Source organism: Oxalobacteraceae bacterium OTU3CAMAD1, from assembly GCA_024123915.1.
In the GTDB taxonomy this organism is placed as follows: Bacteria; Pseudomonadota; Gammaproteobacteria; order Burkholderiales; family Burkholderiaceae_D; genus Rugamonas.
In genome coordinates, this window is sequence record CP099650.1 from 3,436,559 (window position 1) to 3,460,756 (window position 24,198).

At 64.2% G+C, this 24,198-nt stretch carries 19 protein-coding genes, 2 pseudogenes and 2 riboswitches; of the genes and pseudogenes, 13 read left to right on the forward strand and 8 right to left on the reverse strand.

Going from position 1 to position 24,198, the window contains the following annotated elements; all coding sequences use genetic code 11:
* Positions 1-51 precede the first annotated feature (51 nt).
* Positions 52-1,173 (reverse strand): glycine cleavage system aminomethyltransferase GcvT, encoded by a 1,122-nt coding sequence (gene gcvT, locus NHH88_14950; GenBank protein USX17014.1) that lies wholly within the window; start codon positions 1,171-1,173, stop codon positions 52-54.
* Positions 1,174-1,248: 75 nt separating this feature from the next.
* A riboswitch (glycine riboswitch) is annotated at positions 1,249-1,373 on the reverse strand.
* A 44-nt stretch (positions 1,374-1,417) separates the two neighbouring features.
* Positions 1,418-1,515, reverse strand: a riboswitch (glycine riboswitch).
* Between the two features lie 150 nt (positions 1,516-1,665).
* Here gcvT and NHH88_14955 point away from each other — a divergent pair.
* Complete coding sequence (locus NHH88_14955; protein ID USX17015.1) at positions 1,666-2,226, forward strand: ATP-dependent Clp protease proteolytic subunit; 561 nt, start codon at positions 1,666-1,668, stop codon at positions 2,224-2,226.
* 111 nt (positions 2,227-2,337) lie between these two features.
* On the opposite strand, the gene NHH88_14960 is transcribed toward NHH88_14955, so the two are convergent.
* The 3 genes and pseudogenes from NHH88_14960 to NHH88_14970 form a co-directional block, all read right to left on the reverse strand.
* On the reverse strand, positions 2,338-2,532 hold the full coding sequence (locus NHH88_14960) for a hypothetical protein (GenBank protein ID USX17016.1): 195 nt from the start codon (positions 2,530-2,532) through the stop codon (positions 2,338-2,340).
* A 324-nt stretch (positions 2,533-2,856) separates the two neighbouring features.
* A pseudogene (locus NHH88_14965) lies at positions 2,857-3,819 on the reverse strand (methyl-accepting chemotaxis protein).
* A gap of 66 nt (positions 3,820-3,885) precedes the next feature.
* Positions 3,886-4,587 (reverse strand): annotated as a pseudogene (locus tag NHH88_14970) (MCP four helix bundle domain-containing protein).
* Positions 4,588-4,828: 241 nt separating this feature from the next.
* On the opposite strand from NHH88_14970, the gene NHH88_14975 reads away from it, so the two are divergent.
* On the forward strand, positions 4,829-7,405 hold the full coding sequence (locus tag NHH88_14975) for a DUF1631 domain-containing protein (GenBank protein ID USX17017.1): 2,577 nt from the start codon (positions 4,829-4,831) through the stop codon (positions 7,403-7,405).
* Between the two features lie 21 nt (positions 7,406-7,426).
* On the opposite strand, the gene NHH88_14980 is transcribed toward NHH88_14975, so the two are convergent.
* Positions 7,427-8,065, reverse strand: coding sequence for a LysE family translocator (locus tag NHH88_14980; GenBank protein USX17018.1), 639 nt, complete (start codon positions 8,063-8,065; stop codon positions 7,427-7,429).
* Positions 8,066-8,390: 325 nt separating this feature from the next.
* Between NHH88_14980 and NHH88_14985 the strand changes: the two genes are divergently transcribed.
* The 8 genes from NHH88_14985 to NHH88_15020 all read left to right on the forward strand — a co-directional run bounded on the left by NHH88_14985 (position 8,391) and on the right by NHH88_15020 (position 18,716).
* Positions 8,391-8,909 carry a phosphatase PAP2 family protein gene (locus NHH88_14985; protein ID USX17019.1) on the forward strand — a complete coding sequence of 173 codons (519 nt, stop codon included), beginning with the start codon at positions 8,391-8,393 and terminating at the stop codon, positions 8,907-8,909.
* 111 nt (positions 8,910-9,020) lie between these two features.
* Positions 9,021-12,548, forward strand: coding sequence for a chromosome segregation protein SMC (smc, locus tag NHH88_14990; GenBank protein USX17020.1), 3,528 nt, complete (start codon positions 9,021-9,023; stop codon positions 12,546-12,548).
* Complete coding sequence (locus NHH88_14995; GenBank protein USX17021.1) at positions 12,545-13,765, forward strand: cell division protein; 1,221 nt, start codon at positions 12,545-12,547, stop codon at positions 13,763-13,765. The genes smc and NHH88_14995 overlap by 4 nt, the downstream gene beginning before the upstream one ends.
* 14 nt (positions 13,766-13,779) lie before the next feature.
* Entirely contained in the window at positions 13,780-16,113 is a 2,334-nt protein-coding gene (gene ligA / locus NHH88_15000) for an NAD-dependent DNA ligase LigA (protein USX17022.1), read from the forward strand.
* A gap of 17 nt (positions 16,114-16,130) precedes the next feature.
* Positions 16,131-16,667, forward strand: coding sequence for a peptide deformylase (def, locus tag NHH88_15005; GenBank protein USX17023.1), 537 nt, complete (start codon positions 16,131-16,133; stop codon positions 16,665-16,667).
* A 23-nt stretch (positions 16,668-16,690) separates the two neighbouring features.
* A complete protein-coding gene (locus NHH88_15010; protein USX17024.1) occupies positions 16,691-17,749 on the forward strand; it encodes an AI-2E family transporter in 1,059 nt (352 codons plus the stop codon).
* A gap of 135 nt (positions 17,750-17,884) precedes the next feature.
* Complete coding sequence (locus NHH88_15015) at positions 17,885-18,340, forward strand: GNAT family N-acetyltransferase (GenBank protein USX17025.1); 456 nt, start codon at positions 17,885-17,887, stop codon at positions 18,338-18,340.
* A 43-nt stretch (positions 18,341-18,383) separates the two neighbouring features.
* Entirely contained in the window at positions 18,384-18,716 is a 333-nt protein-coding gene (locus NHH88_15020; GenBank protein USX17026.1) for a hypothetical protein, read from the forward strand.
* A gap of 29 nt (positions 18,717-18,745) precedes the next feature.
* Here NHH88_15020 and NHH88_15025 read toward each other — a convergent pair whose 3' ends face one another.
* Positions 18,746-19,171, reverse strand: a complete 426-nt coding sequence (locus tag NHH88_15025; GenBank protein ID USX17027.1) for a hypothetical protein — start codon at positions 19,169-19,171, stop codon at positions 18,746-18,748.
* Positions 19,172-19,314: 143 nt separating this feature from the next.
* Between NHH88_15025 and NHH88_15030 the strand changes: the two genes are divergently transcribed.
* Positions 19,315-20,193, forward strand: coding sequence for a hypothetical protein (locus tag NHH88_15030; GenBank protein USX17028.1), 879 nt, complete (start codon positions 19,315-19,317; stop codon positions 20,191-20,193).
* Here NHH88_15030 and NHH88_15035 read toward each other — a convergent pair.
* Together NHH88_15035 and NHH88_15040 are read right to left on the reverse strand one after the other, a co-directional pair.
* Positions 20,179-21,276 (reverse strand): DNA topoisomerase IB, encoded by a 1,098-nt coding sequence (locus NHH88_15035; protein USX17029.1) that lies wholly within the window; start codon positions 21,274-21,276, stop codon positions 20,179-20,181. The genes NHH88_15030 and NHH88_15035 overlap by 15 nt on opposite strands.
* A gap of 74 nt (positions 21,277-21,350) precedes the next feature.
* Positions 21,351-21,578 carry a hypothetical protein gene (locus tag NHH88_15040; GenBank protein USX17030.1) on the reverse strand — a complete coding sequence of 76 codons (228 nt, stop codon included), beginning with the start codon at positions 21,576-21,578 and terminating at the stop codon, positions 21,351-21,353.
* A gap of 175 nt (positions 21,579-21,753) precedes the next feature.
* Here NHH88_15040 and NHH88_15045 point away from each other — a divergent pair, with 175 nt between their 5' ends.
* Both NHH88_15045 and urtA read left to right on the forward strand, forming a co-directional pair.
* The gene (locus NHH88_15045; protein ID USX17031.1) at positions 21,754-22,890 is read left to right on the forward strand and encodes a porin; all 1,137 of its coding nucleotides are present in this window, start codon (positions 21,754-21,756) and stop codon (positions 22,888-22,890) included.
* 24 nt (positions 22,891-22,914) lie between these two features.
* Positions 22,915-24,171 (forward strand): urea ABC transporter substrate-binding protein, encoded by a 1,257-nt coding sequence (urtA, locus tag NHH88_15050; protein USX17032.1) that lies wholly within the window; start codon positions 22,915-22,917, stop codon positions 24,169-24,171.
* Positions 24,172-24,198 lie beyond the last annotated feature (27 nt).

A 24,198-nucleotide genomic window follows, 5' to 3' on the forward strand; every position in this document is an offset into this window, starting at 1 on the left:
AAGGCTCCAGAGGGATAGGGGTCGAGGTACGAACTAAGGATACTAAATCATTTAAACAGCGAGGATTTTACCGTTGCGGACGAAAGGCAGCTTGACCACCGAGGCGGCCAGTTTCTTGTCGCGGATCTCGACGTGCACGGTGTCGCCGACGGCCACGCCGTTGGGCACGCGCGCCAGCGCGATGGCCTGCTGCATGGTCGGGCTGAAGGTGCCGCTGGTGATCTCGCCGGCGGCGTCGGTGCCGGCCACGATGACTTTCTGGTGGGCGCGCAGCACGCCGCCTTTTTCGCGCAGGATCAAGCCGACGAATTGCGCGTTCTGGCCCATCGCCTGCAAGGCAGCCTTGCCGATGAAATCGCGCTCGGACACCAGGTCGATGGTCCAGGCCAGGCCGGCGTCGAGCGGGTTGACGGTTTCGTCCATGTCCTGGCCGTACAGGTTCATGCCGGCTTCCAGGCGCAGCGTGTCGCGCGCGCCCAGGCCGGCCGGCTTGACGCCGGCGGCGGCCAGCGCATTCCACAGCTTCTCGGCCTGGTCGGCGGCGACGCCGATCTCGAAGCCGTCTTCGCCGGTGTAGCCGGTGCGGGCGATCATCGCCTCGCCGAAGGCGGCGCTGTGCGCGAAGGCGACGTTGAACGGTTTCATCTCGGCGGTGCCGGCCTTCGATTCTGGAATGACTTCCCACACCTTGGCGCGCGCGTTCGGGCCCTGCAGGGCGATCAGCGCCATGGCGTTGTCACCATCCCTGCGCTGGGTGATCGTCACGCCGCTGTTGGTGGCGGTGTTCTGCGCCTGCATCCACGCCACGTCTTTTTCGGCGGTGCCGGCGTTGACGACCAGGCGGAACCAGCTCTCGTCGATGAAGTAGACGATCAAGTCGTCGATAACGAAGCCTTGCGGGTTGAGCATGCACGAGTACAGCGCCTTGCCCGACACCTGCAGCTTGTCGACGTTGTTGGCCAGCAGGCCGCGCAGGAAGGCGCGCACGTTGGCGCCCTTGATGTCGACCACGCACATGTGGGCGACGTCGAACATGCCGACGTCGGTGCGCACGGCGTTGTGTTCTTCGATCTGCGAGCCGTAGTTGACGGGCATGTCCCAACCGCCGAAATCGACCATCTTGGCGCCGGCGGCGCGGTGTGCGTTATTGAGTGGGGTGGCTTTGAGCGTCATGATTCCTCGGTCCAAATCGAAAAGGGGTTAACAGAACATACAAGGAACGGCTAAAAAGCTGTTTCCGCAATGATCGCAGACCCCTCTGTCCTTGGTACCTGAGAGATTACGGGCGAATCGACCGGAGTCGAACTCGATTCCCGTGCGCCCCTTCGGTGGGCCGCCGGCGTGTGCCGCGACCGCTCTCCAGAGTTGGACCAGTTGGCATCCCACCGTGATAAAAAATCAAACGGCGGCCGCGTTGGTCCCTTGATCGGTCCTTTTGCCTGAGAGTTTTTGGGTAGTGCCCCTTCGGCGGCCGCGTTGGCCAATTGGCCCGCAACCCTCTCCCGATCAAGACTCGGGAATATATGTCAGAAGGGCCTGAATGTCAATCTTGCGGGCAAGGCGGGACGGGGCGAGGCGCGGGGGCGCGCACGAATGGAACACAATAAAAACCATATATAAACAACTATTTGCTAGAATAAATGACACTTATTCGAGAGCCCAGCCATGAGCCAAGATCCAAATTCCTACGAGGGCCACGCGTGGTTCACCCTGTCAGGCGACGTCAACAGTGACATGGTGCGCCGTGTCTTCGACGCCGTTGCCGATATGACGGAGGACCGCATCACCACCGCCCACATCCTGATCCAGTCCAACGGCGGCTATGTCAGCGACGGCATCTGCCTGTACAACTACCTGAGCAAGCTGCCGATCAAGATCGTCACCTACAACGCCGGCGCGGTGGCGTCGATCGCGGTGATCCTGTTCCTGTCGGGCGAGGAGCGTTATGCCAGCGACACAGCCCGCTTCATGGTGCACAAATCGCACGCCAGCGCGCCGCACGGCGCCCGGCCGGATGCGCTGCGCATCATCGTCGAAGGCTTGCAGGCCGACGACGCCCGCACCGAGCAGATCCTGCGCGAGCATGTGCAGCTGACCGAGGAGCACTGGCGGACGCATGCGTATTCCGACCTGCACCTGACGGCGGCCGAGGGCGTGGCGGTGGGGATGGTCAATGCGGTGAAGGACTTCGTGCCGCCGCGCGGACAGCGCGTGGCCAATATTTAGAAAATCAACCCCGCAGCGCTGATGCGAAAACGCTGGCTGCTGCGCTTAGGGGTCGTGCCCGTTGGGTACGACCCGCTTGGCGTTGCGGGGTAATACAGCGCCGCCAATCAGTTAGCGGTTTTTGTTGCCCGACTGCTTGTTGCCGTCATTTTTGTGGCTTTGCCGGCCGGCTTCCACATGTTGCTCATGGGTGCCGCCCTGGGTGCCGGAGCGCGAGCCGCTGGACGAACCTTTGTCGCCCGATTGCTTGCTGCTGCCTTGGTTGGAGCCTTGCTTGCTGCCGCCGCCTTTTTGATTCGAGTTCATTTTAATTCCTTTGCGAAAGTGAAAGAACGTACTCGCCAAAAGCGCGCCGTGCTTGTCGGAAACCGGTGGACACCGTGCGCGTTTCTGGTAGAGCAATGATGCGTTTTCGCTTAGGCACTTACTATCGGAGTGCGTCTTGGGGGACTGTAGGAACACGCCTCGCACTCGCCGTTAAAACTCTTCCCATTCGACTTCATTGCTGAGCTTGCCGGACGCTTTGCCCAGCCCGCTCGTGGCGCCGGCGCGGCCGGTCGGGCGTGCCTTGGCGGGCGCGTCGGCGTCCGCTTTAACGCCGGTGGCGGCGCCGGCGCTGGCGGTCGGGCGGCGTGGCACGCCCTTGCGTTTGTCCGGCGACGGCAATGCCGGCTTGAGCCGTTCGCGGCCGGCGCTGGCCGGCAGGGGCGGCGTGTCCTCGCGGTCCAGGATCTCCGCACTGCCGGCCATGCCGGCGGTACCGTGCGTTTTCAGTGCGTCGGCGGCACCGAACGACTGCTGCGTGTCGCGGTACGCGCCGTCGTTGACGGCAAAGGCGCCGATCGCCTCGTTGAGCTTGCCTGTTTCATCGCGCATCGACGACGCGGCCGCCGCCGCCTGTTCGACCAGCGCGGCGTTTTGCTGGGTCGCCTGATCCATCGCCGCGATCGCCTGATTGACCTGCTCCAGGCCGGCGGTCTGCTCGGCGCTGGCGTCGGCGATTTCTCCGATCAGTCCGGTTACCCGTTGCACGCTGCCCACCACCTCGTCCATTGTCAGGCGCGCCTGGTCGGCCAGCTGCGTGCCGCGCACGACCTTGTCGACCGAGTCGTCGATCAGGCTCTTGATCTCCTTGGCCGCCGCCGCGCTGCGCTGGGCCAGGTTGCGCACTTCCGAGGCGACCACGGCGAAGCCACGGCCTTGCTCGCCGGCACGCGCCGCCTCCACCGCCGCGTTCAGGGCCAGGATGTTGGTCTGGAACGCAATGCCGTCGATGACGCCGATGATCTCCGCGATCTTCTTCGAGCTGTCGTTGATCGACGCCATGGTGCCGACCACCTGCTCGACGTCGCTGCCGCCGCGCACCGCGACCGCCGACGCCGACACGGCCAGTTTGTTGGCCTGCACCGCGTGCTCGGCATTTTGTTTGACGGTGGCCGTCAGTTGCTCCATCGACGAGGCGGTTTCCTCCAGCGAGGCGGCCTGCTGCTCGGTGCGGGTCGACAGGTCCAGATTGCCTTCCGCGATCTCGGCCGATGCCTGGCCGATCGCCCGCGCGCCGCTTTGCACCTGGACGATCATCGTCATCAGGCTGTCGTTCATGTGCTGCATCGCTTGCAGCAGCTTGCCGGTTTCATTGTTCGAGCGCACCTCGATGCGTGTGCTCAGGTCGCCATCGGCGATACGCTGCGCCACCAGCATCACCTGCTGCAGCGGCGCCGAGATCGAACGCGCCAGCCACAGCGCCAGCAGCACGCCGAAGCCGATCGCGGCGCCGAGCATGGCCAACGTGGTGACGCGCGCGATCGTGTACACCTGGTCGGCGCCGCGCGCCGCCTGCTGGCTGCCCGACATATTGCTGGATAGTATTTTGTCGAGCTGACCGTTGACTGCATCGAGGGTCGGCTGCGAGGAACCTTTGAGGACGCCAACCGCCTCATCCTTCTTGCCTTCGTTGGCCAGCGCCATCATTTTGTCGTGTTCGGCGAGGTAGGCCCCGGCCATTCGTTGTAATTCGGTCGCCTCGGCCTTGGCGTTTGTATCGTTGACCGTCCTGCCGAGCCTGTCGGCATTGTCACGGAACGCGGATAGTGCGAGACTTAGTTTTTGCTCGGAACCGTCGATACTGGTCTTGTCGCTGATAACCACGTGCTCGAGTTTGCGTAATTCCTGCAGGTCGTTTTTCAGCGACAACGCGGCGATCGTCTGGGGCAGCCAGGTGCCCGACAACTGCGTCGATGCCTGATTGATGTCGCCCATGCGCGAGAGCGAACTCAGGCCCAGCAGCACGGTCAGGATCAGCACGGTGGCAAAGGCGACCAGCAATTTGCTGGAGGTGTCCAGGTTATGCAGGAATTTCATGGATATCCTTGGTGAGGGAAGCGGCGGCGGGGGCGGGAACGCGGGGCGGACCAGATAATGATGTTAAGCAAAGTCCAAGCTTGTTCATTGCGCCTCGTCAAAGCCCCTGTTGGAACGGGGAAAGTGGTACAAGTCCCGCAAACGGGCAAAAAAATCACGAATTCTTTCATTGTTGGTATTTCCATGTGGAAATAATGTGTAAGAATGGGGTCTACGGATCGCTCACCAGCAGGCCGACACGATGGCTAACATTTCAACCACTCCAATCACCAGCGTTGCGCCCAAAAAGACGGTCTCGCCGCGGCATGGCTTGCTGGAGGACTTGATCGGTATCGCCGTCAAGCATGCCGGCGACCAATATCTGGAGCTGGCCACCAAACTGGCCGGCGCGCTGATCGACGCCACCGACGGCGATACACGCGCCATCCAGCAACGGCTGCGTGCCGGCAATATGCTGCGCAACCGCCACTTCGCGTTCCTGCATCTGGCAACGGAGGCCGTGGAAAAAGCGCTGCGGCACGAGATCGCCGAGTTGGCGCCGGTCGTCAAAGGCAAGCGGGGCGGCGCCGACCAGCCGATGTCGCTGGTGCCGTTCGAGGAAATGGACACCAAGGTGGCGCTCGACGGCGTCAGCAAGCCGTTCGAATCGCTGCATTCGGATGCGTTGCAGACGCTGAATGTGCGGCTGGCGTTCCTGTTGGACCGCGATATCTTGCGGGTGAGCCAGAACCCGTTCCGCCCGGAGGTGTTCCTGGTGGCCTTGCAGCGGGCCTGGCTGGAATTCGATCCCGAACCCGAATCGGCGTCCTTGTTGCAACCGCTCATCAAACCAGGCATGTTCATCGAGCTGGGGCCGATGCTGGAGGCGCTGAACCTGGCGTTGCAAAGCAAGGGCGTGCTGCCGGGCTCGGTGGATGGCTACAAGGGGCGCAAGGCGGACGCGGCCAGGGCGGCGGCGGGCGAGCGCGCACGCGGCACCCAGGCGGCGCTGGCGCAGCAACTGCGGCAATTTTTCGCCTCCAGCGACGTCGCCGGATCGGCCGCCGGCCAGATCGTCGACAACATCGCCGGCGGCCTGCTGCACGGCGCCGGCGGTATTGATCTGAGCATTCCGGATTTGCCGATGTCGGCGCTGAATTCGGGCGCTGTCTGGGTGCCGAACGCGGCCGGGCAGGGCGTGCCGGCGCAGGCGATGGGCGGCGCGGCTGGCTCGGCTGGCGCGGCAGGCGTCGCAGGCGCGGGCTTTGCCGCCGCCGGCTTCGGCGCCACCACGGGTTCGGCGCAGGGCTTCGCCACCGGCGCCCCACCCGGCGGCGCATGGGTGCAGGGACCGGCGCAAGGTTTCCAATCGCGGGGCGTCAGCAACGAGCAGGCGCAGCGGCAGTCGCAGATCGGCGCCAAGCAACCCCTGTTCGCCTATCTGGCGCAGTTGCAGGCCACGGCTGCCGGCGCGGCCGGCAACGACGAGGTGGCCGGCGCATCCAAGGGCGAATCCGGGGGCGGGCCGGCGCCCGGCGGCGCGGCCGTCCCCGCCAACGTGTTCTACCTGCCCAACATCAAACAAAGCGTGCCGCAAGGCAGCCTGACGCGCGCCGACGAAAGCACCATCGATTTGCTGACGGCGATCTTCGACACCGTGTTTAGCGACCAGAACATCTCGCAGGAAATACGTGACCTGATCCGTTTCCTGCAAATTCCCGTGCTCAAGGCGGCGCTGGTCGACAAGAACTTCTTCTTCCAGGAGGAGCACCCGGCGCGCCGCATGATCGATTTGCTGTCGCGCATGGGCTGGGAGCAACGCAAGGGGCCGGAAGATCCGCTGTTCAAGGCGATGCGGCGCAGCGTCGACCGCGTCGGCCGCGACTACGACCAGGAGCTGTCGGTGTTCGCGCAGGCGGTCAACGACCTGGAAGCGTCGATCCAGGCCGAAGAGCGCGCCGCCGCGGCCACCATCGCCGAACCGATCGCCGCCGCGCTGAAGCAGGAAAAGATGGCGGAATCGGCCAAGCTGGCGAAAAACGCCGTGGCCTTGCGCATCGGCACCGGCGAGGTCATCGCGGTGGTGGAAGCCTTCCTCGAACAGCGCTGGGTCTCGGTGCTGACCGTGGCCTACAGCATCGAAGACGGCAAGCCGGGCGCCGTCAACAACGCCACCAGGGCCATGGACGAGCTGATCTGGAGCGTGCGCCCCAAGCTGAACGCCGACGACCGCAAGCTGTTGATTTCCAAATTGCCAGGCATGCTGGCGACCTTGAACAAGTGGCTCGACGTGATCAAGTGGCAGGACGCCGACCGCCTGCAATTCTTCGCCGAACTGGCCGAATGCCATGCCTCCATCGTGCGCGCGCCGCTGGACTTGTCGCCGGAGCGTCAGCTGGAAATATCGGTGCAGGTGGCGAAGCAGGCCGCCGAGCGGCGTCTGGAATTGCAGGCGAAAGCCGACGCGGCCGACAAGGCCGAGGCCGACGCGCGCGCCAGCCAGCCGGAGCTCGAAGCGGCCGAGGAGGAGGCCGCCATCGAGGTCGAGGGGCTAAGGCGCGGCATGTGGCTCGAGTTCGCGCAGCCGGACGGCGGCCGGCGCAAGGTCAAGCTGGCGTGGATCAGTCCGCTTCGCACCTTGTATATCTTCTCCACCGCCGCGCGGCAGGAGGCTTTTTCGGTGTCGGGCGAGCAGTTGGCGCGGCAATTCCGGGAAGACAGCGCGCGGGTGGTGCGCAACGACGGCGTGGTGGCCCTCGCGCTGTCCGAAGCGCTGGCGCGCGGCGCCGTCAACGACACGTCGGCCAGTCCGGCCCTGCCGGCGTCCGCCTTCGGCTGAGGCGCGTCCGGCCGCCTCCGATTACTTCACGGTCAGCAGCGCGCCGCCCATGCCGATGAACAAGGCGCCGGTGGTGCGCTTGGTAAAGCGCGAGCGGGCCGCGCTCTGGCGTACCCGGCGCTTCATCCACGACGCGCACACCACGTAGAAGAAGTGCGACAGCAGGCTGCAAGCGGTGAAGGTCGACGTCAGCAGCAGGAAGCGCATCGGGTCGATGTGGTCCGGCGGCATGAATTGCGGGAACACGGCGGTGAAGAACAGGATTGCCTTGGGGTTGCTGATCGCCACCAGCAGGCCGGAGCGGAACGTGCTCCAACGGCTGGCCTGCGCGGCCTGGACCGGCTGCGCGACGTCATCGGCCTGGGCCGGCGCCTTCGACGCCTGGCGCCAGGTTTTCACGCCGAGATAGATCAGATAGGCGGCGCCGGCCACCTTGACCGCGCCAAAGGCCAGCGCCGAGGTCTTGAGCACCAGGCCGAGGCCGGCGACGGCGGTGGTGGCAACGATAAACACACCCAGCGCATTGCCCAGGGAACTATACAATGCCCGCCGCGCGCCTTGCGTGGCGGCCGTCGAGATGGCCATCAGAACGCCCGGTCCAGGGCTGAAGGCCGCCGCCAGGGAAACGGAGAGGAACAGCAGCCAGGTCGAGAGTGTCATAAAACGTATCCGATCAAACAACAGTGAGTATGAGCAACAGTATGCCACGCGTCGCCCGAGGCTGCTGGCGGACCTCTTTTTTGGCGCCGGGCACGGTCCTTGCGAGCTTATCTTTTGCCTTAGTGAAGTTGGTGCGCGGCAATTGATGAGTCAAAAACGGCCGGGTGTGCTTTAATGATGGTGCAGTGCAAAAAAATTGAAAGGCGGTGATTGGATGATATGGTGGCATGCTTTAAGCGTAGCGGGTAGTTTGGCGGTAACGGGACCAATAGGCGTGGCGATCGGCGTTTGGCTGCTCGCGGGCAAGTCCTGGAGACTTTCATGGATGTGGGCGCTGTTGTTCGGCATCGGCATGAGCCTGGTCGTCGTGACCAAAATGGCGTTCGTGGGCTGGGGTATCGGCGTTGAGTCGGTCGAGTTCGCAGGCTTTAGCGGCCACGCGATGCGCGCCGCCGCCGTCTATCCGGTCGCCGCCTTCCTCGCTTTCCGCAGTTCCAGCAGCGGCATCAGGCACGCGGCTACCGCCGCCGGCGTCGTCTTCGCCATCCTGATCGCCATTTCGCGCGTGCCCGTGATGGCGCATTCGGTCTCCGAGTCGGTCACCGGCTGTATCCTGGGGCTGACGATCGCCGCCGCTTTCATCCGCTTCGCCAGCACCGAGCACCATTGGGCGCTCAGCCGCATGCTGGTCGTGCTGTGCTTGCCGATCCTGCTGATCGCGCCGCGCGTCGAACCGGTGCCGGCGGAGCAATGGATCACCCAGGCCGCGTTGTACCTCTCCGGCCGCGACCAGCCCTACACCCGCGCCATGTGGGCGGAGTCCAAGCATCGCGGGCACGAGTAAAGCTGTAACGCGGGCCCGGCTCCGGCCGGGGTTTTGACCGTGTTATAACCTTATTTAATGCGCTAAATGGTATTATTGTGATCTTTTACAGCCCATAGCCCAGATAATCACGTGCGTCTATCTTCCATTAAATTGTCGGGATTCAAGTCTTTCGTTGATCCCACCAATTTCCAGGTGCCGGGCCAGCTGGTTGGCGTGGTGGGACCGAATGGTTGCGGCAAGTCGAATATCATCGATGCCGTGCGCTGGGTGCTGGGAGAATCTAAGGCCTCGGAGCTGCGCGGCGAATCGATGCAGGACGTCATTTTTAACGGATCGACCCACCGCAAGCCGGCCGGGCGCGCTTCCGTCGAACTGGTCTTCGACAACAACGACGGCAAGGCCGCCGGCCAGTGGGGCCAGTACGCGGAGATCGCCGTCAAGCGCACCCTGACGCGCGACGGCACCTCGACCTATTACATCAATGGCCAGCCGGTGCGCCGGCGCGACATCCAGGACATCTTCCTCGGCACCGGCCTCGGTCCGCGCGCCTACGCCATCATCGGCCAGGGCATGATCAGCCGTATCATCGAATCGCGCCCCGAGGAATTGCGCGTGTTCCTCGAGGAGGCGGCCGGCGTCTCCAAGTACAAGGAACGCCGCCGGGAAACCGAAAACCGTCTGCACGACACCCGCGAAAACCTGCTGCGCGTCGACGACATCCTGCGCGAACTGAATTCGAACCTGGAAAAGCTGGAAGGCCAGGCCGCCGTCGCGACCAAGTTCCACCAGCTGCAGTCGGACCAGGAAGAGAAGCAAAAGCTGCTTTGGCTGCTGCGCAAGATCGAAGCGGAAAACGAGCAGAAAAAGTACTTCCGCGAGGTGGAGCTGGCGCAGAACGATCTGGAAGAGCAGACCGCGAAGCTGCGCAACGTCGAGGCGACCCTGGAGCACATGCGCCAGGCGCACTTCGCCGCCGGCGACCGTTTGCACACGGCGCAGGGCAGCCTGTATCAGACCAACGCCGAAATCGGCAGCCTGGAAGCGCAGATCAAGTTCGTCATCGAGTCGCGCGGCCGCCTGCAATCGCAGCTGGCGGCGCTGACCGCGCAGCGCGACCAGTGGCAGAACCAGGCCACCGAATACGGCGGCCAGATCGAGGAAGCCGAATTCACGCTCGAAGAGCTGTCGGCCAAGGTCGAACAATCGCAGATGATGGCCGAGCAAAAAGGCGAGTCGCTGCCGATGCTGGAACAGGCCTGGCGCGAGGCGCAGACCAAGAGCACCGAATCGCGCGCCCGCATCATGCAGGCGCAGCAGCAGCTGGAGCTGGAGTCGGCGCACCAGCGCAACGCCAATAACATCCTCAACGGCCTGGCCGTGCGGCGCGAGCGCCTGCAGCAGGAAAAAAGCGGCCTGAGTTTGCCGGACAGCGCGCACCTGACCAATATGCGCATGCAGCTGGAGGAGAAGCAGCAGGCGCTGGAAGAACAGAGCTTCCTGCTGGAAGAGGCGCTGGAGCAGCAGCCGCGCCTTGAAGAGGAACGCCAGGCAGCGCAGCAGCAGGTCAACAGCGAAACCGCCGCCAACGCGCAGCTGGAAGCGCGCCTGAACGCGCTGCGCCAGTTGCAGGAACGCGTGCAGACCCAGGGCAAGGTGACGCCGTGGCTGCAAAAGCACGAGCTCGATTCCCTGCCGCGCCTGTGGCAAAAACTGAATATCGAATCCGGTTGGGAGACCGCGCTGGAATCGGTGCTGCGCGAGCGCACCTCGGCGCTGCAAATGTCGAACATCGAATGGGCCAAGGCCTTCTTCGGCGACGCGCCGCCGGCCAAGCTTGCGCTGTTCGCGCCATCGACGGCGGTGCCGCCGGCGCCGGTGGAGGCGCCGGGCCTGAAGCCTTTCCTGAATCTGCTCAAGCTCAACGACCCGTCGCTGCGCGGTTTGCTGCAGGACTGGCTGCACAACGCCTACCACGCAGAGGACGCGGCCGAAGCCTTCGCCGAACGCGCCAAGCTGCCGGCCGGCGGCTACTTCGTCACGCGCCAGGGCCACGTCGTCACGCAGAACAGCGTGCGGTTCTACGCGGCCGACTCGGAGCAGGACGGCATGCTGGGACGGCAGCAGGAAATCGAGAACATCACCAAGCAATTGCGCGCGCAGCAGATGCTGGCCGACGAGGCGCGCGCCCGTTCGGTGCGCGCCGAGGCGGCCCTGTCCGAACACACGCGCCGCGTGACCGAGTACCGCGCCAAGCTGCAAAGCCTGCAGCAGTCGGTGCACACCTTGCAGCTCGACGTCGTCAAGTTGTCGGAGATCGAGGCGCGCTTCAACCAGCGCAGCAACCAGATCGAAACCGACCTGGCCGAAATCGCCGCGCAGGAAGAAGAGCAGACCCAGATCAAGATGGAGTCCGAGGAGAAGTTCGAGCAGCTCGATATGGAGCTCGGCAACCTGCAGGGCGACCACGAGGACGGCCAGACCGTCTTCCTGGAAAAGGAGCAGCGCCTGGCCGACGCCCGCGAAGCGCTGCGCGATCTGGAGCGCGCCGCGCAGGAGGCGCAGTTCGCCGAAAAATCCCAGCGCAGCAAGATCGAGGAATTGCGCCGCTCGATCGCCACCGCGACCGCGCAGGTGGCGCAGGTGACGCAAAGCCTGGAAGCGGGCCAGCACGAACTGGCGACGATGGAATCCGGCTCCGCCAACGACGGCCTGCAGGACCTGCTGGACCGCCGCACGGGCCAGGAGAAGGCGCTGTCCGACGCGCGCCATGAACTGGACCAGATCACGCAGCAACTGCGCCAGTTCGAGGAAGGGCGCATGTCGACCGAACGCGCGCTGCAACCGCAACGCGACAAGATCATGGAAATGCAGCTCAAGGAGCAGGCCGCGCGCCTGAACCAGGAGCAGTTCGCCGCGCAGCTGGCGGAGGTGCAGGCCGACGAGGCGGCGCTGGCCGAGAAGCTGCACCCGGATATGAAGGCGTCGTATCTGCAGGGCGAGGTCACGCGCCTGACCAACGCCATCTCGATGCTGGGCGCCGTCAATCTGGCGGCGCTGGACGAGCTGGCGACGGCGTCCGAGCGCAAGAACTTCCTCGATTCGCAGAACGCCGACTTGAACGAGGCGATCAACACGCTGGAAGACGCCATCGCGCGGATCGACAAGGAAACGCGCGATCTGCTGCAGGACACCTTCGACCGCGTCAACGGTCACTTCTCCGAGCTGTTCCCGATCTTGTTCGGCGGCGGCCAGGCCAAGTTGATCATGACCGGCGATGAAATCCTCGACTCCGGCGTGCAGGTCATGGCGCAGCCGCCTGGTAAAAAGAACGCCACCATCCACCTGCTGTCCGGCGGCGAAAAAGCGCTGACGGCGACGGCGCTGGTGTTCTCGATGTTCCGACTTAACCCGGCGCCGTTCTGCCTGCTCGACGAAGTCGACGCACCGCTGGACGACGCCAATACCGAACGATTCTGCCGGATGGTCAAACGGATGTCCGACCATACCCAATTCCTCTTCATCTCGCACAATAAGATTGCGATGGAGATGGCCAATCAACTAATCGGTGTGACGATGCAGGAGCAGGGCGTATCGCGCATCGTGGCGGTGGATATGCAATCCGCCGCCAATTTCGCTTCAGAGGCACAAGCAGCATGACAGACCTTCAAATGAGTTTGATCGGGATCGCCGGCGTATTCGTCGCCGGTGTATTCACCTACAACAAAATCCAGGAATACAAGGCCAAGAAGAGCGTCGAACGCGCCTTCGCGACCGATCACGACGATGTGCTGATGCGCACCGGCGAGACGCCTTCGCCGGCTGCGGCGCGTCCCGAGCCGCGTCTGGAACCGCGCGTCGACCCGGTCGGCGGCCCGCGCCAGGAACCGAGCTTCTCGCTCGACGGCGACACGCCGGTGCCGGGCGTTGCGGCGGGCTCCGAGGCGGCCGTCGCCGCTTCGCTGGGCGCCGTCGGCGGGGATTTCAGTACCGACCCGATCGATCCGTCCTCGTCGACGGAAGCCGCCGAGGCGGCGCTGATCGCGCGCGCCAACGCGGCATCGGCTGCCGCCGCCGAACAGGCCACGGCCCTGGTCGACCCGTTGATCGACTGCCTGCTGCCGCTGGCGCTGGAAGGCGCGGCGCGCGGCGACAAGCTGCTGCCGGTGCTGCAAACCCTGCGCATGGTCGGCAACAAGCCGGTGCACTACATCGGCCTGGCCGTCAGCGGCGACTGGGAACCCATCGTCCACGGCGGCGTATACACCAAGCTGCAGGGCGGCGTGCAACTGGCCAGCCGCAGCACCGCCTTGAACGAACTGGAATACTCGGAACTGGTCACGCGCCTGCGCGCCATGGCCGACGAAATCGGCGCCGAGCCGGAAATCCCGGACATGATCGAAGTGATGGCCGAGGCGCGCAATCTGCACCGCTTCGTCGCCGGCCACGACGCGCAACTGGGCGTCAACCTGCAATCGAACGGCGCGCCGTGGGCGATTTCGACCCTGATCGGCGCGCTGGAAAAGCAGGGCTTCGACGTGCGTCCGGACGGCCGCTTCGTCATGCCGGACGGCGACGGCGGCTTCCTGTTCTCGCTGTCGACCAACGTCACGTTGGCCGAGGAAACCACCTCGCGTCTGACCTTGCTGCTGGACGTGCCATGCGTGGCGCCGGCGCGCGACGGTTTCGGCGCCATGGTGGCCTGCGCCAAGTCGCTGGTGGGGCGTCTGGACGGCACCATCGTCGACGACTACAACCAGCCGCTGACGGATGCCGCGCTGGGCGAGATCGCCACGCAGGTACAGGACTTCTACACCGAGATGAACGAGGCCGATATCCCGGCCGGTTCCACCCGCGCACTGCGTTTGTTTAGCTGATTCTGGAAGTAGCAATGACTGAAGTGGATTACAAGGCGCGTATCGAATCGCTGAGCGCTGAGCTGAACCGGCACCTGCACGCCTATCATGTGGAGGACGCGCCCACCATCCCGGACGCGGAGTACGACAAGTTGTTCATGGAGCTGCAGGCGCTGGAGCTGGAGCATCCGGAGCTGGCGCTGGCTGACTCACCGACCAAGCGCGTGGGCGCGGCGCCGCTGCCGCAGTTCGACCAGGTCACCCATTCGGTGCCGATGCTGTCGCTGAATAACGGCTTCGCCGACGAGGATGTCGAAAACTTCGACCGTCGGGTGCGCGAAGGCCTGGATGCCGCCGGCGCCGTGGAATACGCGGCCGAAGTCAAATACGACGGCCTGGCCATCAACCTGCGCTACGAAAACGGCGTGCTGGTGCAAGCTGCCACACGCGGCGACGGCTACACCGGCGAGGACGTGACTGCCAATATCCGCACCATCCGCACCATTCCGTTGCGCCTCAAAACGTCCAATCCACCCGCCGTCCTCGATGTGCGCGGCGAGGTGCTGATGTTCAAAGCCGATTTCGACGCCATGAACGCGCGCCAGCGCGAAGCGGGGCAGAAGGAGTTCGTTAACCCGCGCAACGCGGCGGCGGGCAGTCTGCGCCAGCTCGATTCGCGCATCACCTCCGCGCGCAAACTCAGTTTCTTCTGCTACGGCATCGGCCTGTTGGAGGGCGCCGATATGCCGCCGTCGCATTCCGCCCTGCTGGACTGGTACCGCACGCTCGGCCTGCCCGTCGCCAAGGAAGGCAAAGTGGTGCGCGGCTACGAAGGCCTGATGGCGTACTACAAACAGATCGGCGAAGCCCGTCCGACTATGCCGTACGAAATCGACGGCGTGGTCTACAAAACCAACTTGGCGCAGGACCAGCGTACCCTGGGCTTCGTGTCGCGCGCGCCGCGTTTCGCCCTCGCGCACAAATTCCCCGCCGAGGAGGCGCTGACCACCGTGCAGGCGATCGAAGTGCAGGTCGGCCGCACCGGCGCCATCACGCCGGTGGCGCGGCTGGCGTCCGTGTTCGTCGGTGGCGTCAACGTCACCAACGCAACGCTGCATAACGAAGATGAAGTGCGCCGCAAGGACGTGCGCGTCGGCGACACGGTGATCGTGCGCCGCGCAGGCGACGTGATCCCGGAGGTGCTGGCCGTGGTGCTGGAGCGCCGTCCCACGCCGGAACCGGCGATGTACGAGCTGCCAAAAATCTGCCCGGTGTGCGGCTCGCATGTGGTGCGGGAAGAGGGCGAGGCGATCGCCCGCTGCTCCGGCGGTTTGTTCTGCTCCGCGCAGCGCAAGGAAGCGATCCGCCACTTCGCCGGCCGCAAGATGATGGACATCGAAGGCCTGGGTGACCGCTATATCGACAGCCTGGTCGAATGGGGCAAGGTGCAGCGCGTGGCCGACCTCTACTCGCTCAAGCTGGACGACCTGCTGGAGATGAAGCGCCTGGCCGACGAGCGCGATGGCACGACGCCGGATACTGTCGCCAAGGGTAAGATCGCCACCAAGTGGGCCGACAATCTGCTGGAGGCCATCGCCGCCAGCAAAAATCCGCCGCTGGAACGTTTGCTATTCGCGCTCGGCATCCGCCACGTCGGCGAATCGACCGCCAAGACCTTGGCTGAGTGGCTGGGGCGCTTCGACCTGATACGCCGCGTGCCGGCGGCGCTGCTGCGTGTGCTGCCCGATATCGGCGGCACGGTGGCGCTGTCGATCGCCGAATTTTTCGCCGAGCCGAAAAACCAGGAGGCCATCGACGCCTTGCTGGCCGCCGGCGTCACGCCGAAAGGCGAGCATCCGCCGAGCGCCAAGCTGCGCGAGAAGCTCGACACCGTCAAGCTGATGGCCGCGCTGGGGATCCCGAAACTGACCGAACCGCGCAGCAAGCAATTGGTCGACCAGGGTATGAACTTGAAGGCGATGTCCAACCTGCCGATCTTCACCGTGTTCGGCTTGCCGGCGGCCGTCGGCGAAGCGCTGACCGCGTGGATGGCCGAACCGGGCAACCGCGAACTGGTCGCGGCGTTGCACCAGCTGCGCGAGGACCTGCTGGCGCAACTGCCGGAGGAAGCCGCCGAAGGTCCGCTGACCGGGAAGACCTTCGTGCTGACCGGGACCTTGCCGAACCTGAGCCGCGACGAGGCGGCCGCGATGATCGAAGCGCAGGGCGGCAAGGTCTCCGGTTCGGTGTCGAAGAAGACGCACTATCTGGTGGCGGGCGCCGATGCCGGCAGCAAGCTGGCCAAGGCGCAGGAGCTGGAAGTGACGATCCTCGACGAGGCGGGCCTGCAGGAACTGCTGGCGAAATAACTGGAGAAGGTGGCGAGATGACCGTACGTGAAATCCTGAAGATGGGCGATCCGCGCCTGCTGCGCGTGGCCGAACCGGTGACCGAATTCGGCACGCCGGCAATGGACCAATTGATCGCCGACATGTTCGACACCATGCACGCGGCCAATGGCGCCGGGCTGGCGGCGCCGCAGATCGGCGTCAACCTGCAGTTGGTGATCTACGGCTTCAAGCAAAATCCGCGTTATCCGGACGCGCCGCAGGTGCCGGAAACGGTCTTGATCAATCCCGTCCTGACGCCGCTGTCGGACGAAAAGGAAGAGGGCTTCGAAGGCTGCCTCTCCGTACCCGGCCTGCGTGGCAGCGTGCCGCGTTGGACCAAGCTGCGCTACGAAGGCGTCGACCAGTTCAACCAGCCGATCTCGCGCGACGTGGACGGCTTCCATGCGCGCGTGGTCCAGCATGAAGTCGACCACCTGCTCGGCGTGCTGTACCCTATGCGCATCACCGATTTCTCCAAGTTCGGTTTCACCGAGGTGATGTTCCCCGACCTCGATCCCAACGACGACGATTGACCACACTCAAATAACAATAAACCATGCCCCAATTCTCGTTCCAACAAAAAGTATTCCTGGCCCTGCTGGGCCTGGTCACCATCGCCTTCGTGTGGATACTCGCGCCGTATGGCGGCGCCATTTTCTGGGGCGTGGTGCTGGCGATCCTGTTCGCGCCGATCTACCGCTGGTTGTTGCAGCGAACCAGGAACAAGGCCAACCTGGCCTCGCTATTGACCTTGCTATTGATCGTCGTGATCGTCATTTTGCCGCTAACCCTGGTGTCGATATCGATCGTCAACCAGGCCGCCTCGGTGGTCGAGCTGGTGCGCTCCGGCGACATCACGGTGGCCATGTACTTCAACAAGATCATGGCAGCGCTGCCGAACTGGCTGGTCTCGCTGCTCGACCGCTTCCATCTGACCAGCCTGACGTATTTGCAGGACAAGCTCTCGGAAGCGGCGTCGCAAGTGAGCCAGGAAGTGGCCAAGCGCGCCATCAACGCCGGGCTGTACACCTTCGACTTCCTGACCAGCCTGTGTATTTTGCTGTACCTGCTGTTCTTCCTGCTGCGCGACGGCGACAAGCTGTCCAAGCGCATCAAGGAAGCCGTGCCGCTGAGCTCCAAGTACAAGCAGCGCCTGTTCCTGAATTTCACCACCGTGATCCGCGCCACCGTCAAGGGCAACATCCTGGTCGCCATCGCACAAGGCGCGCTCGGCGGGCTGATTTTCTGGTTCCTGGACGTGCGGGCGCCGGTGCTGTGGGGCGTGCTGATGGCCTTCCTGTCGCTGCTGCCGGCCATCGGCGCGGCCATCGTCTGGGCGCCGGTCGCGATCTATTTCCTGGCGACGGGCGAGGTGTGGCAGGGGGCCACCCTGGCCGCGTTCGGCGTGTTCGTCATCGGCCTGGTCGACAACTTCCTGCGCCCTGTGCTGGTCGGCCAGGACACCAAGATGCCCGATTACGTGGTGCTGCTGTCGACGGTGGGCGGCATGGCCTTGTTCGGGCTGAACGGCTTCGTCATCGGCCCGGTGATTGCCGCGCTGTTCATCGCGGCCTGGGATTTGTTCGCCACCGCCACCGAGTTTCACACCGATTAACGTCAACCCCCGAGGGTCAGGTCCGACATTCGGACACGAACTGAACCTCAGGATTGCTGAGCTCCTGTCCGAATGCCAGACTTGACCCCGGGGTTTTTCCTTCCAGCGGCGCTACCGACTTTGCGGAGCGACAGGTTGGTCCTGCGCGCCATGGAGGACGCCGATGCCGGTGCGCTGCTCGGTCTGTACGGCGACCCGCTTGTCATGCGATATACGGATGAGCTACCCTTTGCTGATTTGGACACGGTCGCCCTCATGCTTGCAAGCGTTCGTCGTCTGCTTGCCAACGGGGAGTCGCTGGAGTGGGCGGTCGTCGCGCGCGAAGGCCAACTGATCGGAACTTGCGGCCTTCACAGCTTCGATCGGGCGCTCGGTACGGCGGAGGTAGGGTGCCTGCTGACGCCAACGCTCTGGGGGCGCGGCTATATGGCGGAAGCAATTGGCCTTCTGACCGTGTTCGCTAAAGACGTCTTGCGATTGCAACGTTTAACGGCGGATGTGGCGGAAGAGAACGACAGGGCACAGCGGCTCTTCAGGAAGCTCGGCTACACGCTCGGTCCCTGTGAAAACTTGTCCATCGATCTGGGTTAGCGGCCGTACGAAAGCCAGAATCGGCGCGGGGTATAGTCATTCCATGCCTTCTCCGAATAAATATCCCAGCACGCAGGACGGGCGCTACTTCATCGTCAACGGCCGGCTCTGGCGCATGAGCAATCCCAACCTCGACCCGGAGGAACGACAGCGGCTGGTCGACGTTCTGATGCAGGCGCGCAGGCAGGTGGGCGCGGCGAAGAAGTCCGGCGACGCGGAAGCGGAGCACCGCGCCCGCGCCGCCGTCGATGAGGCCAAGCGCGCCCTGGGTGAGCGCGGCCCCGTATGGTGGACCGACGGTGCGCCCGATTTCAACCGGCGAGCTGTCGCGAATACGCCTTACGCCGACAAGGAACTTCGCCGTCCTCCCGTCTGAGCACGCCAACCACGCCCGCGAGAACGGGGTCAGTCCTGCTCGGCTCCCAGCAGGTCGCGCGCGTTCAGCAGCGCGTAGATGATCTCGGGATGCTGGCCGAAGCAGCGGCGTATCGCGGCGGGAATGTTTTCGCGGGTGCGCCGGCACAGGCCGGGCTGATCCGCCAGTCTGATCTGCAAACCCATCACGGTGCGCACGCCGTTGGCACTGGGCGTGATCGTCAGGCGGATGCCTAGCAACTCCTGCATACGCTGCTCGATACGGCCCAGCGCCTCATAGCTGTCGATCGCCTCGATGCGCGCGATCAGCGCTTTTTCCTCTTCGCGCGTCAACCGCAGAACACGGATGTCGGTTTGGTCGTCGCGCTCCCACGCGTCCAGCAGTTCGCCATGCCGGCATTCGCAGGCGCCGGGCGGGCACTCTTTGCGGATGGGAAATGGCAGGGCAGGGGGCATGGGCGGGCTCGCGATAAAGGGACTTAGATTCTACTCCGAAGGCGGGTCCCACGCGAACATTGCGCCACCTGACCTGTGGCCGATATGCTAAGATTTTCCTCCCGCTAATAACCAATTCTTCTATGCGTTTGATATCTGCAGCATTGCTCGCATGTTCCCTGCCGTGCGCGGCCCACGCGGCCGATTGGCATCCGTTCCGCTGGTACATGGCAAGCATCGGCGGCGGTCCCGTCGAGCGGGCGGCGATGTTGCTGCCGGTGAAAGTCAACGGAATCGATTGCCAGGTGCAGCTCGATACGGGCGCCAGGGACGCGCTGATTTGGTCCCGGCAGGCGCCTCCCACCGAGCCTGCGCACATGGCGCCCCAGACGGCGCTGGTCGAACTCGCCGGCATCCGCAAGTCCGTACCCGCGCAGCCGGTCAATCTAACGCCGCTGACTGCCGAGATCTGCGCCGTAGGCCCCATCGCCACCGTTGGCAACGCCTTTTTCGAGCACGGCACGCTGACCCTCGATTTGGGCGGCGCGCGCTTCGCGTTCGATGCGGCGCCGAAGTTGGCCGGTGAGCCGGCCGCGCAAGCGATGCGCTACACACGTTGGGAGGAAGGCGGCGGCGCGCCGCTGGTGGAAGTGAAACGTCCCGGCGGCAAGACCGGCTACGCGATGCTGGACACCGGTTCGGCGCGCTTTGGCCTGGTGGCGATCAACGCGGATGCATGGGCCGACTTCTCCGGCGGCTTGCCGCTGGCCGACGGGCCGAAGGTCAAGACCATGTCCGTGCAGAGCTGGGGGCGCCAGCTCCCTTGTTACGAGACCCCGCTCGCCGGCGGATTCGACGCCGGCGGCGCGCAGGGTTTGCAGGCCACCGTCTCCTATTGCATGGAACAGGAGTTCCACTTTCCCGTCAAGGTGATCGGCGTGCTCGGTCTGCGCCCGTTCGGCGACAGTGTGATCGCGCTCGACTACCTGTCCGGCCGTTGGCGCCTGACTGCGGCGACGTCCAAACCGTCAAGCGGCCTGTAAGCGCTGCTGCAACAGCGCCAGCACGGCCGCTTCCTCCGGCCGCAGCTCGTGCAGGTCTTCCTTCAACTCCTCCTTGGCGCGCTGGCGCAGCGCCGTCAGCATGGTGCCGTCCAGGTAGGACTCGATCACCGCCGGATGCACATAACATTTGCGGCAAATGGTCGGCGTGTTGCCCAGTTTTTTGGCCACCGATTCGATCGCCTGCACGATGTTCTTCTTGGCCTGCGCCTCGGAGTCGTACTTTTCATATTCCAGCAGCGCGACCGCCGCCAGCACCGTGCCCGACCAGGTGCGGAAGTCCTTGGCGGTGTAGTCCTCGCCGGCGATCGATTGCAGATATTCGTTGACGTCCGCCGAGCCGACCGTGTGCGGGTTGCCGTCGTCGTCGATGTACTGGAACAGCTCCTGGCCCGGCAGGTCCAGCGTGCGGCGGATGGTGTTGGCCAGCCGCCGGTCCTGCACCTGGACGGTGTGGTTGACGCCGCTCTTGCCGCGGAAGCGGAACTCGACCTTGGTGCCGTCCAGCCGCACATGGCGGTCGCGCAGGGTGGTCAGCCCGAACGATTTGTTCTCGCGCGCGTATTCTTCGTTCCCGATGCGCATCATCGTCGCCTCGAGCAGGTAGACGATGGTGGCAAGCACCTTTTCGCGCGGCAGGCCGGGCAGCTTGAGCGCGGCGTCGACGGCCTTGCGGATGGCCGGCAGCGCCTTGCCGAACTTGAGCATGCGCTCGTACTTCGATTCGTCGCGCAGCGAACGCCAGCGTGGATGGTAGCGGTATTGTTTGCGGCCGCGCGCGTCGCGCCCCGTCGCCTGCAGGTGGCCCAGCGGCTGCTTGCAAATCCAGACGTCGGTCCAGGCGGGCGGTATCACCAGCGATTTGATGCGGGTGAGCGTGTCGGTGTCCTTGATCGTGTTGCCGTCGGCGTCGACGTAGTAGACGGTTTTGCCGCGCTTGCGCCGCGCGATGCCGGGCTGGTAGTCGTGCACGTAGCGCAGGCCGGCCGATTTGGCCGCCGCCAGGGCGTCGGCCGTGGCCGGTGTGGAGGCCGGGGTGACGGCCGCTGGGTGATCGCGCTTCATTGCTGTCCTCTTTTACGCAGGGTAGCAACGATCCTACCTTTTGAAACAGGGCAACGATGTGCGATAACGCACGCTTAATCCATGCGCTTGAGGCGCTGGCCGACGATGCTCCATTTGCATGGCGTGCCGTCGACGGTGCCGCACAAAACCCAGCCGGTGCCGATCTTTTCGACGCCGATTTCGCATTCAAGTTCCTTGGCCAGTTTCTCGGCCCAGCCGCGCGCCGCGCCCTGGCCTTTGAACAGTTCGTTGCCCTCGTAAATCACGGTGGCGTCGAATACGGGGGCGGCAAAGATGGTCATGATCGGAACTCTCTTAAAATCTGAAAGCGCCATTGTGCACCAATTCGCCATTCCTGCGATTTGCGTGCGCATGTCCCACCTTTACCACTACGTCATTCGACGTATTCCCCGAGTCACCATCGCTGGCTAAAGTTGCAACATTAGTTCAACAATAGTCCAACCAAGGGGAAACACGATGCGTCTGAAACGGGGAAGCCGGCAAGTGCTGCTGGCGGCGGCGGTGGCGGCGGTGGCGGCGGGTGCAGTCAAACCTGCCTGCGCCGGCGCGACGATCAACATGGGCGACGACAAGTCGGTCAGCGTCGGCTTCGGCCTGCGCGAGAGCTTCACCAGCGCGGAAGACGCGGCGCCCAACGGCACCGGGCGCTCGCAGGACTTCAACCTCGATAGCGGCCGCCTGTACTTCGGCGCCTCGCTAAACAAGAACATCAAGGGCATGTTCAACACCGAGTGGGACGGCGACAAGATCCGCGTGCTCGACGCCGCCGGCCAGTTCGCCATCTCCCCCGAATTCAATATCTGGGCCGGCCGCCTGCTGTCGCCGAGCGACCGCGCCAACATGGCCGGCCCTTACTACTCGATGGGCGGCGGCTACTGGGCCGGCGTGGCTTCGCGCTACGGCTACAACGGCGGCATCTTCCGCGGCCGCGACGACGGCGTCGTCGTCTGGGGCAATGTCGCCGACGGCAAGCTCGGTTACTCCTTCGGCGCCTTCGAAGGCCACACTTTCGGCATCGGTTCGCTGACGCAGTCGCAGGCCAAGGCGGCCGGCGTCAACGCCGACGATTCGCTGATGTACGCGGGCCGCCTGCAGTACGACTTCTGGGACGCGGAACCGGGCTACTACGGCACCGGCAACTTCCTCGGCAACGCCGACATCCTGTCGATCGGCGTGGCGGGGCGCTACCAGAAGGACGGCATCCTGACCGCCGTCAAAACCGGAAAATACAGCTCCTACAACGTCGACTTCCTGATGGAGAAGCGCATCAAGGGCTCCGGCGCGGTGGCGGTGGAAGCGGCCTACTACGACTACGACACCGACAACATCATCCTGGCGGAGCAGGGCAACGCCTACTCGGCGGGCGTGTCCTATATCTTCGACCAGAAGCTCGGCTGGGGCAAGGTCCAGCCGTTCGCGCGCTGGCAGAAATTCGCCGCCGACACCAACATCGACACCAAGCAAATCGACGCCGGCGTGAACTACATCATCGACGGCTACAACGCGCAAATCAGCGCCGTGTATTCGAAGACCAAGGTCACCAGCGTGGCCAGCCAGGACAAATTCTCGGTCACTTTGCAGCTGCAATACTAATCTCGCCACCCACGGAGTTATCACATGCAAAATCGTCGCAATTTCATCGGCACCATCAGCCGCATCGCCGCCGCCACGTCCCTGCTGGCCGCCGGTGTCAATGTCTATGCCGCCGACACCATCAAGGTCGGCATCCTGCACTCGCTGTCCGGCACCATGGCCATCTCGGAGACGTCGCTCAAGGACGTCGCCTTGATGACCATCGACGAGATCAACGCCAAGGGCGGCGTGATGGGCAAGAAGCTGGAGGCGGTGGTCGTCGATCCGGCCTCCAACTGGCCGCTGTTCGCCGAAAAGGCGCGTGGCCTGATCGCCCAGAACAAGGTGGCCGCCGTCTTCGGTTGCTGGACCTCGGTGTCGCGCAAGTCGGTGCTGCCGGTGTTCAAGGAACTGAATAGCCTGTTGTTCTACCCGGTGCAGTACGAGGGCGAGGAACTGGAAAAGAACGTGTTCTACACCGGCGCGGCGCCGAACCAGCAGGCGATTCCCGCCGTTGAATATTTGATGAGCAAGGACGGCGGCGGCGCCAAGCGCTTCGTGCTGCTGGGGACCGACTACGTCTATCCACGCACCACCAACAAGATCCTGCGCGCTTTCCTGAAGAGCAAAGGCGTGAAGGATAGCGATATCGACGAGGTGTACACCCCGTTCGGCCACTCCGACTACCAGACCATCGTCGCCAACATCAAGAAGTTCTCGGCGGGCGGCAAGACGGCCGTGATCTCGACCATCAACGGCGACTCCAACGTGCCGTTCTATAAAGAGCTGGGCAACGCCGGCCTGAAGGCGACCGATGTGCCGGTGGTGGCGTTCTCGGTGGGCGAGGAGGAACTGCGCGGCGTCGACACCAAGCCGCTGCTGGGCCACCTGGCGGCATGGAACTACTTCGAATCGGTGAAAAATCCGGTCAACACGGACTTCATCAAGAAGTGGAAGGCTTACGCCGTCGCCAAGAAGCTGCCGAACGCGAAAACGGTGGTGACCAACGATCCGATGGAAGCGACCTATGTCGGCATCCACATGTGGGCGCAGGCGGTGGAGAAGGCCAAGTCGACCGACACCGACAAAGTGATCGCGGCGATGGGCGGCCAGACCTTCAAGGCGCCGTCGGGCTTCACCTTGACGATGGACGCGACCAATCATCACCTGCACAAGCCGGTGTTCATCGGCGAGATCCGTGCCGACGGCCAGTTCAACGTCGTGTGGAAAACGCCTGGTCCGGTGCGCGCGCAGCCTTGGAGCCCGTACATTCAGGGTAACGAAGGCAAGCAAAAGCTGTAATCGGGAGCCGGCCGCCGTCCGGCGGCC

Excerpts from the sequence above, each read along its gene's own strand:
- gcvT (USX17014.1), bottom strand. The coding sequence starts at position 1,173 with ATGACGCTCAAAGCCACCCCACTCAATAACGCACACCGCGCCGCCGGC.
- NHH88_14955 (USX17015.1), top strand. The coding sequence starts at position 1,666 with ATGAGCCAAGATCCAAATTCCTACGAGGGCCACGCGTGGTTCACCCTG.
- NHH88_14960 (USX17016.1), bottom strand. The coding sequence starts at position 2,532 with ATGAACTCGAATCAAAAAGGCGGCGGCAGCAAGCAAGGCTCCAACCAA.
- NHH88_14975 (USX17017.1), top strand. The coding sequence starts at position 4,829 with ATGGCTAACATTTCAACCACTCCAATCACCAGCGTTGCGCCCAAAAAG.
- NHH88_14980 (USX17018.1), bottom strand. The coding sequence starts at position 8,065 with ATGACACTCTCGACCTGGCTGCTGTTCCTCTCCGTTTCCCTGGCGGCG.
- NHH88_14985 (USX17019.1), top strand. The coding sequence starts at position 8,391 with ATGTGGGCGCTGTTGTTCGGCATCGGCATGAGCCTGGTCGTCGTGACC.
- NHH88_14995 (USX17021.1), top strand. The coding sequence starts at position 12,545 with ATGACAGACCTTCAAATGAGTTTGATCGGGATCGCCGGCGTATTCGTC.
- ligA (USX17022.1), top strand. The coding sequence starts at position 13,780 with ATGACTGAAGTGGATTACAAGGCGCGTATCGAATCGCTGAGCGCTGAG.
- def (USX17023.1), top strand. The coding sequence starts at position 16,131 with ATGACCGTACGTGAAATCCTGAAGATGGGCGATCCGCGCCTGCTGCGC.
- NHH88_15010 (USX17024.1), top strand. The coding sequence starts at position 16,691 with ATGCCCCAATTCTCGTTCCAACAAAAAGTATTCCTGGCCCTGCTGGGC.
- NHH88_15020 (USX17026.1), top strand. The coding sequence starts at position 18,384 with ATGCCTTCTCCGAATAAATATCCCAGCACGCAGGACGGGCGCTACTTC.
- NHH88_15025 (USX17027.1), bottom strand. The coding sequence starts at position 19,171 with ATGCCCCCTGCCCTGCCATTTCCCATCCGCAAAGAGTGCCCGCCCGGC.
- NHH88_15035 (USX17029.1), bottom strand. The coding sequence starts at position 21,276 with ATGAAGCGCGATCACCCAGCGGCCGTCACCCCGGCCTCCACACCGGCC.
- NHH88_15040 (USX17030.1), bottom strand. The coding sequence starts at position 21,578 with ATGACCATCTTTGCCGCCCCCGTATTCGACGCCACCGTGATTTACGAG.
- NHH88_15045 (USX17031.1), top strand. The coding sequence starts at position 21,754 with ATGCGTCTGAAACGGGGAAGCCGGCAAGTGCTGCTGGCGGCGGCGGTG.
- urtA (USX17032.1), top strand. The coding sequence starts at position 22,915 with ATGCAAAATCGTCGCAATTTCATCGGCACCATCAGCCGCATCGCCGCC.